The sequence below is a fragment of the Rhodobacter xanthinilyticus genome (genome assembly GCF_001856665.1).
GTDB classification, from domain to species: domain Bacteria; phylum Pseudomonadota; class Alphaproteobacteria; order Rhodobacterales; family Rhodobacteraceae; genus Rhodobacter; species Rhodobacter xanthinilyticus.
Window position 1 is genome coordinate 650103 of record NZ_CP017781.1, and the last position, 16723, is coordinate 666825.

Genomic DNA, 16723 nt, shown 5'->3' on the forward strand with positions numbered 1-16723 from the left:
CGTCTCAAAGGTATCGCATACACAAATGCGAATGTATGCTTCCGGTTGAACGGGGCAGAGGAGACGGAAATGGCACGATTTGGCCAAGGGGTCGGGCGCGCGCTGATGGTCGCGGTGCCGCTGGCAATCGGCGTGGGCGCGGTGATTTTTGCGGGCAAACTCAGAACCTTGCCGGAGCCCGTCGCGGCCAGCCGGCCGCCCGTTCTGGTGCGGGTGATGACGCTTGCGCCGCTCGATCTGATGGCGCGGGTCTCGGGCTATGGCACGGTGGCGCCGGTGCGCGAATGGCGCGCGGTGGCGCGGGTCGAGGGCGAAATCGTGCAGATCGCGGCGCCGCTGGCGGCGGGCGATGTCGTCAAGGCGGGCGCTGCGCTCTTCACCCTCGATGACAGCGATCTCAAGCTCGATCTGGCCAATATCGACGCCCAGCTCGCCGCCTCGCGGGTCAAGGATCAGACCGTCGAGGCGAGCCTTGCGCTCGCGCGCTCCGATCTCGATCTCGCCCAGCAGGATCTGGCGCGCCAGGACAAGCTCGCCGCGCAGGGCGTTGTGACGCAGGCGACCCTCGAGACGACCCGCCGGCAGGAGCTCAGCACCCGCACCAAGGTGATCGAGCTCGAGAGCCAGCTCGCCCTGAACGCCGCCGAGCGCGAGGTTCTGGCCACTCAGGCCGAGACGATCCGCCGCGCGATCGGCTTTGCGCAGATCACCGCGCCCTATGATCTGCGGGTGACCGAGCTTGCCGCCGATCTCGGCCAATATGTCAGCCGCGGGCAGGTTCTGCTCTCGGGCGAAGGGGTGGAGGCCGTTGAAATCGCGGCGCAATTCCCGATCGGCCGGATCGGGCCGCTGCTGCGGCTGGTGGGCGAGGGCACGCAGGTGTCCGATCTCAAGGCGCGCGTCACGCTGCCGGGCGCCGAGCATCCGGTGTTCTGGAAGGCCGAGGTGGTGCGGATGGGCGATGCGATCGACGCGACGACGCAAAGCGCGCCGGTCGTGGTGCGCGTGACCGATCCGCTCGGCCAGAGCGTCGCGGGCGAGCGCCCGCCGCTGCGGCGCAACATGGTTGTCGAGGTCGAGCTCTTCGCGCCCAAGCGCCCCGCGCTCGTGGTGCCGGCGGAGGCCGTGGTCAACGGTGCGGCGCTCGTGGTCAAGGACGGGGTGCTCGAGAAACGCCCGGTCAAGACGAGCTTCGCCTCGGGCGATCTGGCGGTGGTGAGCGCGGGGCTGGCCGAGGGCGAGCAGCTCGTCATCACCGACCCCTCGATCGCGGTGCCGGGGATGGCGGTCAAGCCGGTCGAGGATGCCGCGCGCAAGGCCGCGCTGCAGGCCGAGGCGCTGGGCCAGGCGCCGGGCGCCGCTCCGACGGGCGCGGGCACGGGCGCGGGCAAGAAAGCGGCTGAGGGGGCGACCCAATGATCCGCCTCTTCGCCGGCCATCGAACCGCCGCCAATATCCTGATGATCGCGATCGGGGGGCTCGGGTTGCTCGCGCTGCCCGGCCTGCAACGCGACACCTTCCCCGCGACGCCCCCCGCCGAGGTCTCGGTGCGCATCCCCTACCCCGGCGCCGCGCCCGCCGAGGTCGAGACCGGGATCTGCACCGTCGCCGACCCGCAGCTGATGAAGGTCGAGAACCTCGCCAAGCTCACCTGCCTGGCGCGCGAAAACGCCGCCCAGATCACCGCCGAGATTATCGAGGGCGCGGATATGACGCGCTTTTACAATGACATAAAGGACAGCATCGACGCGATCACCAGCTTCCCCGAGAAGGCCGATGCGCCGCTCGTGCAGGTCGTGGAGCGCACCGCCTCGGTCGCCTCGGTGGCCGTCACCGGCGCCGAGGACCCGGCCGTTCTCTACGCCTATGCCCAAGAGCTCGCCGACCGGCTGCGCGCCGATCCGGGCATCGCGCTGGTCGATGTGAACGGCTTTTCCGACCGGGAAATCGCGGTGGAATTCGACCGCGCCGCGCTGGAGCGCTACGGGCTCGACATGACGAGCATAGCGAGCGCGCTCGCCCGCTACAGCCTCGACATGCCCGCGGGCACCCTCGAGGGCGCCGCGGGCGACACCGCGATCCGCTTCCTGGGCGAGAAACGCACGCCGCGCGAGCTCGCGCAGATCCCGCTCGCCGGCGCCGCCTCGGGCGGCCAGGTGCGGCTCGGCGATGTCGCCACCCTCACCCCGGGCTTCGACGACCCCTCGCAGGCGAGCTTCTTCAACGGCCAGCGCGCCGCGATCGTCGCTGTCTCGAAAACCGCCGCGCAGGATGCGCTGAAGGTGCGCGCCGCGCTCGATGCGCAAATCGCCCGCGCCCAGGCCGAGGCCCCCGCCGGCATCGCCCTCGCGATCTCGCAGGATTCGACCTCGAACATCGTCGAGCGGCTGCGGATCATCGGCACCAACGGCGTGCAGGGGCTGATCCTCGTCTTCGTCGCGATGTGGCTCTTCTTCGGGCTGCGGATGTCGTTTTGGGTGGCGATGGGCCTGCCGGTGAGCTTCCTCGGCGCGATCTTCGCGATGCAGCTGCTGGGCTATACCGTCAACATGATGACCATGGTCGCGCTGCTGGTGGCGACGGGGCTGTTGATGGATGACGCCATCGTCATCTCGGAAAACATCGTGCGCCGCCGGCAGGCGGGCGAGAGCGCCGCCCTGGCCGCGATCAACGGCGTCAAACAGGTCGGGCCGGGGGTGTTTGCCTCGTTCCTGACCACCGCGATGGTGATCGGGCCCTTGAGCTTCCTGACCGGCACGATCGGCGCGCTTTTGAAATATATCCCGATCGTGCTTCTGATCACGCTCACCGTCTCGCTGATCGAGGCCTTCCTGATCCTGCCCGCGCATATGCGCCATTCGCTCGGCCATGACCTGCGCCCGGGGCCGGTGGGGCGGGCGGTGAACGGCGCGTTCGAGCGCTTCCGCGACGGGGTCGTCGTGCCGCTCGCCGCGCGCGCGATCCGCGGGCGCTATCTCACGCTTGGCCTCGCGGCGGCGCTGGTGGCGCTCTCGGTCGCGCCCTTCACCGGCGGGTTCATCAAGTTCCAGAGCTTCCCGACGCTCGAGAGCGATACCGTCGAGGCGCGGCTTCTGCTCGCCGAGGGCGCGCCGCTCGCGCGCACCGAGGCGCGGGTGGCACGGGTCGTCAAGGCGCTCGAGCAGCTCAACGCCGATTGGTCCCCCGAGCAGCCCGACGGCCAGCCGCTCGTGCTCTCCTATACCATCACCTATGGGATGAACGCCGACAGCCCCTCGAGCGGGCCGAACATGGCCACCGTCAGCGCCGCGCTCCTGCCCGCAGGGGTGCGCACCACCGCGGTGGGCACCGTGCTCGACGATTGGAAGAAGCTCGTCGGCCAGATGCCCGACATGGACGCCTTCCGCATCACCGACAAGGAGCGCGGCGCCGGCGGCAAGCCGATCGACCTGCTCATCGAGGGCGAGAACCTCGAGGAGCTGGCCCAGACCGCGCGCGAGCTGCGCAAGTTCTTCCGCGGCTTTGACGGGGTGCGCGATGTCGCCTTCGATCTGCAGGCGGGCAAGCCCGAGCTCGTGGTGCGGATGAAACCCGATGCCGCGAACCTGCTTGGCGTGACGCCCGCCGCGCTCGCGGGCGAGCTGCGCGCGGCCTTCCGCGGCGACAGCGCCTACAGCTTCGCCGATGCCCATGGCCAGATCGATGTCGTCGCCCGCCTCGCGGCACGCGAGCGGCGCGATATCGGCGATGTGCTGGCGCTGCGGGTGCCGGGGGCGGGCGGCGCGCTGGTGCCGCTCTCGGCGGTGGCCACGGTCGAGGAGACCCGCGGCTACAGCACCATCACCCATGTCGACGGCGTGCGCGCGGTTTCGGTGCAGGGCACGATCGACCCCGCGCGGGCCAATGCGCGCGAGCTGATGGCGGCGATGCGGGCCGAGTATCTGCCCGGTCTGGCCGAGAAGCGCCCCGGCGTGAAGGTCGTCGTGCTGGGCGAGGAGCAAGATACCGCGACCACCGGCGCCTCGCTTGCGCGCAACATGGCGGCCGGGGCGCTCGGCGTCTATCTGCTGCTCGCCTTCACGCTGTCGAGCTTCATCCGCCCGCTCGCGGTGATCGCGGCGGTGCCGCTCAGCCTGATCGGGGTGATGTGGGGGCATCTGGCGCTCGGGTTGCAGATCTCGTTGCCGAGCCTCGTCGGGCTGGCCACGCTCGCGGGCGTGGTGGTCAACAACTCGATCCTGCTCGACGCTTTCATCGGCGAGCGCCGCGCGGCGGGGGCCTCGATCCTCGAGGCGGGCACCGAGGCGGTGCGCGACCGCTTCCGCGCGATCTTCCTGACCTCGCTGACCACGGTCGTGGGGCTCGGCCCGCTCCTCTTCGAGCAATCGACTCAGGCGCAATTCCTGCGCCCGATCGTGGCGAGCCTCGCCTTCGGGCTGACCTCGGCGACGCTCCTGTCGCTGGTCGTCACCCCCGCGATCCTCGCGATTCTCGAGGATTTCGGGGTCTCGGTCGCCGATCGCGAGGCGGCGAGCCCCGCCGCGGGATGAGCCTTTGAAACGCGGCGCGGCTGGGGTATGTTCGTGCAATGTTTATGCCCTCGCTCCCCTCCCTGCCGCTGCGCGCCGGCCGCGTGCATGAGGCCTTCGGCCCCGGCGCCGCGGGCTTTGCCGCGATTGCGGCGTCGATGGCGGAGGGCCCCGTGCTCTGGATCCGCGAGGCCTGGCGCCCCGAGATCCTGAACCCCGTGGGCCTCGCCCCGGTCCTCGACCCCGGGCGGGTCCTGCTCGCCCGCCCCGCCGATCAGGCCGATGCGCTTGGCGTGGCGGAGGAGGCGCTCAAGGATGGCGCGGTGCCCCTCGTCGTGCTCGAGGTGACGCGCGCGCTCGACCTGCGCGAGGGGCGGCGGCTGCAACTCGCCGCGGGGGCAGGGCGCGCGACCGGGCTGTGCCTGATCCCCGAGGGCATGGGCTCGAACGCCGCCGAGACGCGCTGGCAGTGCACCCCCAGTTTCGATGCGCAGGACTCGACTCGTCAGCTCTGGCGGCTTATCAAGAACAAATCAGGAACAACTGGAGCCTGGCATGTTCGATGGGACCCGCAGGCGCATCGTGTCGCTGTGGTTTCCCCGGTTCGCGAGTGACCGGGCTCTGCGCGCGCGCCCGCTCGAGGGGCCGTTCGTCCTGACCCTGCGCCAGGGCGGCGCGGAGCGGGTCTATTGCCTGAACGAGGCGGCGCTCGGCTGCGGGCTCGCGCGCGGGATGCCGTTTGCCGATGCGCGCGCCTTTTGCCCCGATCTCGCCAGCCGCCCGGCCGATCCGCTCGCCGATCAGCGATTCGCGGTCTTGCTGCGGCGCTGGGCGACGCGCTGGTGCCCCTGGGTCGGGCCCGAAACCCCCGACGGGTTGGTGCTCGACATCACCGGCTCGGCCCATCTGTGGGGCGGCGAGGCGGCGCTGATCGCGACGCTGCGCGCGCGGCTGGAGCGGGCGGGCCTTGCGGTGCGCATCGGTCTGGGCGCGACGCGCGGCGCGGCCTGGGCGCGGGCCCATTACGGCGAGGGGGCGGCGCTCGAGGGGCTGCCGGTGGCGGCGCTGCGGCTGGAGCCCGAGACGGTGACGGGGTTGCAACGGATGGGCCTGCGCCGCATCGGTCAGCTCGCCGAGAGCCCGCGCGCCCCGCTCGCGCGCCGCTTCGGGCCGGGGCTGCTGGCGCGGCTCGATCAGGCGCTCGGCCGCCAGCCCGAGCAGATCTGCCCCGAGGCCGAGCCGCCCCATTACGCCGTGCGCCTGAGCCTGCCCGAGCCGATCGGGCTGGTGGACGATGTCATGGCCGGGCTCGGGCGGCTGCTCGGGCGGCTGTGCGACAAGTTGCAGGCGCATCAGGCCGGGGCGCGGGTTCTGTGCCTGACCCTGCGCCGGGTCGATGGCGATGCGCGCGAGGTGGAGCTGCGTCTGGCGCGCCCGCTGCGCGACCCGGCGCGGATCGCGCCGCTGTTTCAGCGCGCGGTGGAGGGGGTCGATGCGGGGTTCGGCATCGAGCAGATGCGCCTCGAGGCGGTGCAGGTCGAGCCGCTCCCCCCCGAGCAGCTGGGCGCCGAGCGCCGCCATGACCCCGGCCGGCTCGAGGATCTGATCACCCGGATCGGCACCCGCATCGGGCTGGAGAATGTGCTGCGCTTCCTGCCTGCCGACAGCCATATCCCCGAGCGCAGCTTCACCCTCGCCCCGGCGGCGTTTTCCACCCCCGAGGGGGGCTGGGCTCCGGCGCGCCCGCGGCCGCTGTGGCTGTTTGCGCCCGAGCCCGTCGACGCCACCGGCCCGCGCCCGCCGCGCCGGTTCCGCTGGCGGCGCATGGCGCTCACCACCGGCCGCGCCACCGGCCCGGAGCGGATCGCGCCGGAATGGTGGCTGCCCGATGACGCCTGGCGGGGCGGGCTGCGCGATTACTGGCAGGTCGAGACCGAAGAGGGGCGGCGGCTGTGGATGTTCTACACGCCGCAAGCCCCCGGCTGGTTCGTGCAGGGGGAATTCGCATGAGCTACGCCGAGCTTTGTGTCACCTCGAATTTCACCTTCCTGACCGGCGCCTCGCACCCCGAGGAGCTGGTCACCCGCGCCGCCGAGCTCGGCCTCGAGGCGATCGCGATCACCGATCGCAACTCGCTCGCGGGGGTGGTGCGGGCCTTCCGCGCGCTTCAGATCCTGCGCGACGAGGCCGCCGAGGCGGTGCGGATCCGCTCGCAGCACCGCCTCGACAGCTGCTCGCGCCAGGAGATCGGCGCGCCGCAGGATATCCCCCGCCCGGCCGCGCCGCGCCTGCCGCGGCTGATCGTGGGCACCCGCCTCGTGCTGCGCGACAGCGCGCTCGATTGGCTCGCGCTGCCGACCGATCTGGCGGCCTATCAGCGGCTCTGCCGGCTCCTGACGCTGGGCAAGCGGCGCGCGGAGAAGGGCGGCTGCCACCTCGATCTCGCCGATCTGCTGGAGGGCGGCGCCGGGCTGATCCTGATCGGGCTGCCCCGCGATCTGACGCAGGCCGGCGCCGATCTTCAGACCCTGCGGCGGCGGTTTCCGGGCGATGTCTATCTCGGCGCCGCGCCGCGCTATGATGGCTCGGATCAGGCCTGGCTCGCGGCCTGTGCGGCGCTCGCGCTGCGCTGCGCCACGCCGATGGTGGCGGTGGGCGATGTGCTGATGCACCGCGCCGCGCGCCGCCAGCTCGCCGATGTGCTGACCTGCCTGCGCGAGGGCTGCACGATCGACACGATCGGCACCCGCGCCCTGCCCAATGCCGAGCGCCGCCTGAAAGGCGCGCCCGACATGCAGCGCCTCTTCCACGACCACCCCGCCGCGCTGCGCCGCACGCTCGAGATCGCCACCCGCTGCGGCTTCGATCTCTCCGAGCTGAGCTACCAATACCCCGACGAGACCGCCGAGGGCGGCGAGACCCCGATGGCGCGGCTGACCCGGCTCGCGCAGGAGGGCCTCGCGCGGCGCTACCCCGCCGGCCCGACCGAAAAGGCGCGCAGGCTGCTCGCCAAGGAGCTCGCCGTCGTCGCGGAGCTGAACTACCCGGCCTATTTCCTGACCGTCCACGATATCGTGCAGTTCGCCCGCTCGCGCGGGATCCTGTGTCAGGGCCGCGGCTCGGCGGCCAATTCGATCCTGTGCTACCTGCTCGGCATCACCGATGTCGCCCCCGAGATGATCGGCATGGTCTTCGAGCGTTTCATCTCGCGCCACCGCGGCGAGCCGCCCGATATCGACGTCGATTTCGAACATGAGCGGCGCGAGGAGGTGATCCAGTGGATCTACGCCCGCTACGGCCGCCACCGCGCCGGGCTCTGCGCGACCGTGATCCATTTCCGCACCCGCGCCGCGATCCGCGAGGTGGGCAAGGTGATGGGGCTGAGCCAGGACGTGACGGCGGGCCTCTCGGGCCAGATCTGGGGCTCGTCCTCCGCGGGCCCCGCCCCCGAGCGGATCCGCGAGCTCGGCCTCGACCCGGGCGACCGGCGGCTCGCCCAGACCCTGCGCCTGATCGGCGAGATCATCGGCTTTCCGCGCCACCTGTCGCAACATGTCGGCGGTTTCGTGATCACCCGCGGCCGGCTCGATGAGCTCTGCCCGATCGAGAATGCCGCGATGGCCGATCGCACCTTGATCGAATGGGACAAGGACGACATCGACACGCTGGGCATCCTCAAGGTCGATATTCTGGCGCTCGGCATGCTCAGCTGCATCCGCAAGGCCTTCGCGCTGCTCGCCCAGCATGAGCGGCGCGCGCTCACGCTCGCCACCGTGCCGCCCGAAGACCCCGAGACCTACCGCATGTTGCAGCGCGCCGATGCGGTCGGCGTCTTTCAGGTGGAAAGCCGCGCGCAGATGAATTTCCTGCCGCGGATGAAGCCGCGCGAGTTTTACGACCTCGTGATCGAGGTGGCGATCGTGCGCCCCGGGCCCATTCAGGGCGGCATGGTCCAGCCCTATATCCGCCGCCGCCAGGGCCTCGAGGCGCCCGAACCCTTCGGCCCCGCGCTCGAGGAGGTCACCCGCCGCACCCTCGGCGTGCCGCTCTTTCAGGAACAGGCGTTGCAGATCGCGGTGGTGGGCGCGGGCTACAGCGCCGAAGCGGCCGACCATCTGCGCCGCTCGCTGGCCAGCTTCCGCCGGATGGGCACGATCGGCGAGCACCGCGACACGTTCATCGCCGGGATGCTGGCGAATGGCTACAGCCCCGAGGTCGCGGCGCGCTGTTTTGGCCAGATCGAGGGCTTTGCCGATTACGGCTTCCCCGAGAGCCATGCCGCGGCCTTCGCGCTTCTGGTCTATGTCTCGGCCTGGCTGAAATGCCACCACCCGGCGATCTTCGCCTGCGCGCTGCTCAATGCCCAGCCGATGGGCTTTTACGCCCCCGCCCAGATCGTGCGCGACGCGCGCGAGCATCAGGTCGAGGTCCGCCCGATCTGCGTCAACCACAGCGCCTGGGACAATACGCTCGAGCGCCGCGCCGATGGCGCGCTGGCGCTGCGGCTCGGGTTTCGCCAGATCAAGGGCTTCCGGCAGGAGGACGCCGCCCGCATCGCCGCGGCGCGCGCCAACGGCTACCGCGACCCCGAGAGCGTCTGGCTGCGCGCGCAGGTGGCGCCGGCTGCGCTCGAACGGCTCGCCGAGGCCGATGCTTTCGCGGCGATGGGCTTGACCCGGCGCGATGCGCTCTGGCAGGTGCGCGCGATCCGGGCGCCCGCGCAACTGCCGCTGTTCAACGACCCGCTCGACGGCGAGGCGATCCATGAGCCCGCGGTCAGCCTGCCGCAGATGCATCTGGGCGAGGAGGTGGTCGAGGATTACATCGCCACGCGGCTGACCCTGCGCGCCCATCCGATGGAGCTGTTGCGCCCCTCGATGCCCGGCCTGACCCGCCATGATGCGCTGGCCACGGCGCCCTTGCGCCGCACCACGGTCTGCGGCCTCGTCATCACCCGCCAGCGCCCCGGCACCGCCTCGGGGGTGGTGTTTCTCACCCTCGAAGATGAAACCGGCGTCAGCAATATCGTGATCTGGAAAAAGGTCTTCGCCCGGTTTCGCCGCGCGGTGATGGGCGGGCGGCTCCTGCGCGTCACCGGCCGGCTGGAGCGCGAGGGGATCGTCGTGCATCTGATCGCCGAGGAGATCGAGGATCTCTCCCATCGCCTCGCCGATCTGGGCCACCCGCTGCCCGAGGTGATCGGCCTGACCGGCCCGCAGGCCGATGACGCGCCGCGCCCGCCGCGGCCCGCCCCGCGCGCCCGCCACCCGCGCGAACAGGCCAAACGCCTGTTCCCGAGCCGCGATTTCCGCTGAGCCCGGCGGGATCCCGCGCTTGCGACCATCGTCTGGGCTGCGCGGCGGAAATCTCGTGCTACAGTCGCGCCAGGGAGGCTGCGCGCGATGAAGCACGCACGGCATGTCGAGGAGATCGAGCGGGTTCTGGAGGGCAACCCGACGGGGCGGGACAGCTTTGTCTCCGCCTCCTGGCGGCGCTGTGTCGAGCTTTACGGCATGGACCCGATGCGCGCCGACCCGGCCCATATCGTCACCGAGGCCGAGCTGCGCGAGCACCGCAAACAGGCCGAATGGATGATCGCCGCGGCGCGCTCGGGGCTGCAATCGCTGTTTCGGCAGGTGGCGGGGCAGAATTACGTCTTGCTGCTGACCGATGCCAAGGGCGTCTGCGTCGATTTCTTCGGCGATGATCTCTTCACCGAGGATCTGCGCTCGGCGGGGCTCTATCTGGGCTCGAACTGGTCGGAGGATCTCGCCGGCACCTGCGGGGTTGGCGCCTGCATCATCACCCAGGCGCCGGTGACCGTCCATCAGGACGACCATTTCGGCAATGCCCATACCGCGCTCTCCTGCACCGCCGCGCCGATCTTCGACAGCCTCGGCCAGCTCGCCGCGGTGCTCGATATCTCGCTTTTGCGCTCGCCCGCGCCCAAGACCAGCCAGAGCCTCGCGATGAGCCTCGTGACCACCGCCGCGCGCCGCGTCGAGATGGCCAATCTGATGGCCGAGAGCCCGCGCGACTGGGTCTTGCGGCTCTCCTCGAGCCCCGAATTTCTCGATGTCGACCCGGAGGTCGCGGTGCGCCTCGACGGCTCGGGGCGGGTGCTCGGCTATACCAGCGCCGCGCGGCGGCTGTTCCCCGAGGGCGGCGCGATCCTCGGCCACCGCATCGACGAGGTGCTCGGCGTCAGCGTCGATGACCTGCCCGATCTGATGCGCGACCGCCCCACCGAGGAGCGCGTGATCGAAACCCGCGACGGCGGCGCGCTCTTTGGTCATGCGATCGCGCCGAAGGCGCCGCGCCAGGCTTTGCCGCGGATGCGCTCGGGCGGCGCGCTCGCGGGGCTCTCGGGCGGCGATCCGGCGATGGCGCGGCTGCTCGATCAGGCCGAGCGGCTCGCGCCCGGCACGGTGCCGCTGCTGATCGCGGGGGAGACCGGCACCGGCAAGACCCGCCTCGCGCGCGCCATCCACATGACCAGCAAGGCGCAGGGCTTTCTCAGCCTCGATTGCGCCGGGCTGAGCGCGGCGGCGCTGGGCGCGGCCTGTCAGGCGCTGGCGGGGCCGAGCACGCTCCTGCTGCGCCGGATCGAGGATCTCGCCCCCGAGACCGCCACCGCGCTCGCCGGGCTGCTCGACCGTCAGCCCGATCTGCGCCCGCTCTCCACCTGTTGCCTCGAGCCCGCGCGGGTGGCGCTGCCGCGGACGCTGTTTCACCGGCTCGCGGGGGCGGTGCTCAGCGTGCCGCCCTTGCGGATGCGGCGCGATCTGGGCTGGCTGATGGAGCGCCACCTGCGCCGCCACGCCGCCGATGCGGTCCGCCTCTCGCCCTCGGCGCGGGCCGAGCTGATGGCGCGCAGCTGGCCGGGCAATATCCGCGAGCTCGAGCAGGTGCTCGATGTCGCCGCGGCGCTGTGCGACGGGCCGGTGATCGACCTGCATGACCTGCCCGCGCCGGTCGCGCCCAGCCCCTTGGCGCCCGGGCCCTTGGCGTCTGGCCCCCTGGCGCCGCCGGCCGCTGCGGCGGGCGAGTCGCTCGAACAGGTGCTCGCCGCCTGCGAGTGGAACATGGCGCGCGCCGCCCGCCGGCTCGGGGTCAACCGCTCGACGATCCTGCGCCGGATCCGCGCCGCCGGGTTGCAGCCGCCCGGCTGAACGTTGCGCCCCGGTTGCGCGCGCAACATGCCGCGCCGCGGCGCCGGGTTTTTCGCCCCGCTTGCACGCAAAGCCCATGGATCGGGGCCTTTTTCGCCGCTGATATCCCTCCTGAGACACGCGCAAGGGAGGAGACGCGATGCTTGATCTGACTGCGACCCATCAGACCCAGGAGGTCCTCGACAGCCTGAATGCCGCGCTGGAGAGCGGCGATATCGACCGCGCCGCGGCGCTCTTTGCCACCGACAGCTATTGGCGCGACCTCGTTGCGGTGAGCTGGAACCTGAAGACCGTCGAGGGCCCGGGCGGCGTTGCCGACATGCTGGGCCACCAGCTCGCCCAGACCCGGATCGGCAATTTCCAGATCCAGACCGGCGAGCTGCCCGCCGAGGAGGGCGGCGTGGTCACCGCCTGGATCACCTTCGAGACCAGGGTCGGCCGCGGCTGGGGCCTGCTGCGGCTGCGCGACGGCCGGATCTGGACGCTGCTCACCGCGCTGCAGGAGCTCAAGGGCTTCGAGGAGCCGCGCGGCAAGCGCCGGCCGATGGGCGCCGAACATGGCGCGCAGAAGAACCGCAGCTCCTGGGCCGAACGGCGCGCGGAGGAGGAGGCGGCGCTTGGCTATACCACCCAGCCCTATGTGGTGATCATCGGCGGCGGGCAGGGCGGCATCGCGCTTGGCGCGCGGCTGCGCCAGCTCGGCGTGCCCGCGCTCGTGCTCGACAAGCATGACCGCCCCGGCGATCAGTGGCGGAGCCGCTACAAGTCGCTCTGCCTGCATGACCCGATCTGGTATGACCACCTGCCCTATATCAAATTCCCCGACAACTGGCCGGTGTTCACCCCCAAGGACAAGGTCGGCGACTGGCTCGAGATGTATACCAAGGTGATGGAGATCCCCTATTGGTCGCGCTCGGAGGTGACGCGGGCGCGCTATGACGAGGCCACGAAAACCTGGACGGTCGAGGTCAACCGCGATGGCGAGGCGGTGACGCTGCGCCCGACGCAGCTCGTGCTGGCCACCGGCATGTCGGGCAAGCCGAACCTGCCGCGCTTCCCCGGCATGGAGCGCTTCAAGGGCACGATCCAGCATTCCTCGCAGCACCGCGGCCCCGATGGCTGGGCGGGCAAGAAAGCGGTGGTGATCGGCTCGAACAACTCCGCCCATGACATCTGCGCCGCGCTTTGGGAGGGGGAGGCGGATGTGACCATGGTGCAGCGCTCCTCCACCCATATCGTGCGCTCCGACAGCCTGATGGAGATCGGGCTGGGCGCGCTCTACTCCGAGGAGGCGCTCGCCAATGGCGTGACCACCGAGAAAGCCGATATGATCTTCGCCTCGCTGCCCTACAAGATCATGCATGAATTCCAGATCCCGCTTTATGACCAGATGCGCGCGCGCGATGCCGACTTCTACGCCGGGCTGGAAAAGGCGGGCTTCGAGCTCGACTGGGGCGATGATGGCTCGGGGCTGTTCATGAAATACCTGCGCCGCGGCTCGGGCTATTACATCGACGTCGGCGCCAGCCAGCTGATCATCGACGGCGAGGTCAAGCTCGCCAAGGGCGGCATCGACCATTTCGAGGAAGATGCGGTGGTGCTCGCCGATGGCACGCGCCTGCCCGCCGATCTGGTGGTGCTGGCGACGGGGTTCGGCTCGATGAACGGCTGGGCGGCGGATCTGATCAGCCAGGAGGTCGCCGACAAGGTCGGCAAGGTCTGGGGGCTCGGCTCCGATACCACCAAGGACCCCGGCCCCTGGGAGGGCGAACAGCGCAACATGTGGAAGCCGACCCAGCAGGAGAACCTCTGGTTCCACGGCGGCAACCTGCATCAGTCGCGGCACTATTCGCTCTATCTCGCGCTGCAACTCAAGGCGCGGATGGAGGGGCTCGAGACCCCGGTCTATGGGCTGCAAGAAGTCCATCACCTGTCCTGATGCCGCTTCCGCCCCCGGCCCGCGCGGCCGGGGGCCCTTTCCCCACACCACAGGAGTTTTGCGATGAAAGCCGCGCGTTGGCATGGCGTGAAGGACATTCGCGTCGAAGAGATCGAGACCCCCACCCCCGGCCCCGGCGAGGTCGCGATCAAGGTCGCCTGGACCGGGATCTGCGGCAGCGACCTGCATGAATATCTCGCCGGGCCGATCTTCATCCCGGTGGGCGCGCCCCATCCGCTCAGCGCCGATCAGGCGCCGATCACCATGGGCCATGAATATTGCGGCACCGTCTCCGGCCTCGGCGAGGGCGTCACCGGGCTCGCCCTCGGCGACCGCGTCGCGATCGAGCCGATCTTCGCCTGCGGCACCTGCCCGGCCTGCCTCGAGGGCAAATACAATCTCTGCGACAGCCTCGGCTTCGTCGGCCTCTCGGGCGGGCATGGCGGGTTCGCCGCGACCTCGGTGGTGCCCGCGCGGATGGTCCACAAGATGCCCGACGGGCTCTCGATGGAGCAGGGCGCGCTGGTCGAACCCGCGGCGGTGGCGCTCCATGCGGTGCGGATGTCGAAGATCAAGCCGGGCGATAGCGCGGCGGTGTTCGGCGCCGGGCCGATCGGGCTTTTGGTCGTCGAGGCGCTGCGGGTGGCGGGGGCGGCGCAGATCCATGTCGTCGAACCCTCGCCCGAGCGGCGGCAAAAGGCGCTCGAACTCGGCGCGACGCGGGTGATCGACCCGATGACGGAAGACCCGGTCGCGCAGATCCGCGCCGCGACCGGCGGCGTGCAGGTCGCCTTCGAGGTGACCGGGGTGCCGCGGGTCTTGCCGCAATGCATCGAGTGCACCCGCCACGAGGGGCAGACCCTGATCGTCTCGATCTGGGAGGGCGACGCGGCCTTCCACCCCAATACGGTCGTGCTCAAGGAGCGCCAGCTGCAAGGCACCATCGCCTATCGCCACATCTACCCGGCGGTGATGGAGCTGATGGGGCAGGGCTATTTCAGCGCCGAAAAGCTCGTCACCAAGCGCATCCCGCTCGACGAGATCGTCGCGCAGGGCTTCGAGGCGCTGGTGGCGGAAAAATCGCAGGTGAAAATTCTGGTCAAGGCGCCCGATTGAGCAATATCGCGCGAGGCGGTCCGCCGCCTCGCGCCTAGGTGCGGCTCAGGCCTGGGCGGGCTCGGCCTGCGCCGCGGCCGCCTTGGCCGCCTTGCGCCGCGAGAGCCACAGCAGCACCCCGCCGAGCACCACCCCCGCGCCGATCAGCCCCGCCGCCAGCATCGGCCGCACCGCGATCCAGCTCAGCCCGATCACGAGCGGCGCGAGGATCAGCGTCAGCGCCCCGGCCAGCAACCCCGTCCCCGCGCGCAGCACACTGCCCAGCACCGGGATCACATCGCCGATCACGCCCAAGAGCCCGAACACCATCCCGAAGCCCACGAACATCGCAAACACGCCACCCCCGCGCCACAGCCAGCTCAGCGTGCGGTTGTCGGCCTGCGCCTGATCGAACATCGCCGCAGCGCTGACCGCGCCCGCCCGCACCAGGAAGATCTCGCGCCCGTTCGAGGTCTCGAACGGCTCCAGCATCATCGCGCCGGTATCCTTGGCCACCACCGAGGCGGTGTCGGCGCGCGCCGCGCGGTAGCTGATGCGCAGATCGCCGATCTCGGGGCGCAGCGGATCGCGCCCGACATAGAGCGCGTTTTGCGACAGCCGCACCGGCTTGGCGGTCTGCAGCGAGCCCGCCAGGCTCTCGGCATCGGCCTCGCTCAGGGTCACCGGCGCCACCTCGCCGATCTGCGAGACCTGCGCGGCGGGCAGATACCATTCGCTCTCGCCCACCACGAGCTTGCGGTCATGGCTGTAGCTCTCGCTCTCGAAGGGCATCGGCGGGTTCTGATGCCCGGTCGGCTCGGCGAAAGCGCCCGACTCCGCCGCGCGCTCCGACCAGCCCTTGCCATAGCTGTAGGTGGTCACCGTTTCGGTGCCGCCGCCGAGCAGGGTGCGGGTCTCGGATTTCTGGCTCTCCTGCCATTGATACATCTCCACCACCCGGTCGAGCCGGGTCGCGGTCTGCGGCACGCCGCCGGGCAGGGTGAAATCGTCGGTCAGATAGAGGTTGTTGAACACCTCGAGCCGGCCGGTGGCATGGATCAGCTGCCCGGTGGTGAGGAAATCATCGGGGTAGGGCGGCGGCGCATAGCCGTTCTCGTCGAGCGAGATCACCGCACCCGCGCCCTCGTTCAGCGCCCGCTCGGTCATCACCGCGCGGTTCTCGTTCCAGGCGAGCGCGCCGATCGCGCCGAGGACCAGCCCGATGCCCGCGAGGGTGCCGCCCACCGCCTTGCCAAGCCGCGACCCCCAGGAGTGGGTCGTGACGCGCGTCACCTGATCAGCCATGGCGCGCCTCCGCTGCGGCAAGGTGGCGCGGCGCGCGGGCGGGCGCGGGACGGGGCTGGGGGGGCGCTTCACAACGGGTCATGGGCTGTCCTTTCGGTCGGGTCTGGGGGTCGGGGTCTGGGGGGCTCACGGGGTCGGGCGCGGGATGGCGGGGCCGCCATCATCGCGTTTGAGCAGGTCATCGAGCACATTGCGCCCGCCCGGCCCCTCGATATCGAAAAGCTGCGCTTCACAGGGCATGAGCACGATGGCAAAGCTGCGCCCGGCGAGGCCGAGCCGATAGGCCCCCGCCTCGAGCGCGGTGAAGGTGACGCTGAGCATCTCGCCGGGGCGGTCCTGCGCGCCCTCGATCGAGCGGCAGGCGACCTCGGTGCCGCCCATCTGCGGGCAGCGCATCCCGCCCGCGCGCACAAAGAACGGCCCGCCCGCCACCGCGGCCTCCATGTCGGCGGGTTTCAGCGCCCGCATCAGCCCGTCGGCGTAGACCAGCGACGGGGTGTTCTTGCACAGCTTCGCGCCCTGCTCGAGGGCGGCGGGCGGCAGGGCGGTCACATCGACGGGCGCCTGCATCGCGGCATAGATCCCGGGCGCGACGATCGCCTCGGGCGGGGTCTGCGCGGCGGCAAGCCCGGCGCTCAGGCTCAGCAGGGCAAGGGCGGGCAAAGCGGGACAGTTCATGGTCGGATCTCCTTTCGCTCAGGCTA

The 16723-nt window shown here is 70.8% G+C and carries 10 protein-coding genes; 8 read left to right on the top strand and 2 right to left on the bottom strand.

Going from position 1 to position 16723, the window contains the following annotated elements; genetic code table 11:
* Positions 1-69: 69 nt before the first annotated feature.
* The 8 genes from LPB142_RS03220 to LPB142_RS03255 all read left to right on the top strand — a co-directional run bounded on the left by LPB142_RS03220 (position 70) and on the right by LPB142_RS03255 (position 14735).
* Positions 70-1419 carry an efflux RND transporter periplasmic adaptor subunit gene (locus LPB142_RS03220; RefSeq protein ID WP_083392583.1) on the top strand — a complete coding sequence of 450 codons (1350 nt, stop codon included), beginning with the start codon at positions 70-72 and terminating at the stop codon, positions 1417-1419.
* Positions 1416-4529 carry an efflux RND transporter permease subunit gene (locus LPB142_RS03225; RefSeq protein ID WP_071165502.1) on the top strand — a complete coding sequence of 1038 codons (3114 nt, stop codon included), beginning with the start codon at positions 1416-1418 and terminating at the stop codon, positions 4527-4529. The genes LPB142_RS03220 and LPB142_RS03225 overlap by 4 nt, the downstream gene beginning before the upstream one ends.
* Before the next feature lie 38 nt (positions 4530-4567).
* Positions 4568-5122, top strand: a complete 555-nt coding sequence (locus LPB142_RS03230) for an ImuA family protein (RefSeq protein ID WP_071165503.1) — start codon at positions 4568-4570, stop codon at positions 5120-5122.
* The gene (locus tag LPB142_RS03235) at positions 5064-6518 is read left to right on the top strand and encodes a Y-family DNA polymerase (RefSeq protein ID WP_071165504.1); all 1455 of its coding nucleotides are present in this window, start codon (positions 5064-5066) and stop codon (positions 6516-6518) included. The genes LPB142_RS03230 and LPB142_RS03235 overlap by 59 nt, the downstream gene beginning before the upstream one ends.
* Entirely contained in the window at positions 6515-9823 is a 3309-nt protein-coding gene (locus LPB142_RS03240; RefSeq protein ID WP_068766076.1) for an error-prone DNA polymerase, read from the top strand. Before LPB142_RS03235 ends, LPB142_RS03240 begins: the two co-directional genes overlap by 4 nt.
* Before the next feature lie 87 nt (positions 9824-9910).
* Positions 9911-11680, top strand: a complete 1770-nt coding sequence (locus tag LPB142_RS03245) for a sigma-54-dependent Fis family transcriptional regulator (RefSeq protein ID WP_071165505.1) — start codon at positions 9911-9913, stop codon at positions 11678-11680.
* Between the two features lie 139 nt (positions 11681-11819).
* The gene (locus tag LPB142_RS03250; RefSeq protein WP_071165506.1) at positions 11820-13619 is read left to right on the top strand and encodes an NAD(P)/FAD-dependent oxidoreductase; all 1800 of its coding nucleotides are present in this window, start codon (positions 11820-11822) and stop codon (positions 13617-13619) included.
* Positions 13620-13682: 63 nt separating this feature from the next.
* Entirely contained in the window at positions 13683-14735 is a 1053-nt protein-coding gene (locus tag LPB142_RS03255) for a 2,3-butanediol dehydrogenase (RefSeq protein ID WP_071165507.1), read from the top strand.
* Between the two features lie 45 nt (positions 14736-14780).
* Here the strand turns inward: LPB142_RS03255 and LPB142_RS03260 are convergent, their stop codons facing one another.
* Together LPB142_RS03260 and LPB142_RS03265 are read right to left on the bottom strand one after the other, a co-directional pair.
* Complete coding sequence (locus LPB142_RS03260; protein ID WP_071165508.1) at positions 14781-16019, bottom strand: TMEM43 family protein; 1239 nt, start codon at positions 16017-16019, stop codon at positions 14781-14783.
* 126 nt (positions 16020-16145) lie between these two features.
* On the bottom strand, positions 16146-16697 hold the full coding sequence (locus LPB142_RS03265; RefSeq protein WP_156894303.1) for a hypothetical protein: 552 nt from the start codon (positions 16695-16697) through the stop codon (positions 16146-16148).
* Between the last annotated feature and the right edge of the window lie 26 nt (positions 16698-16723).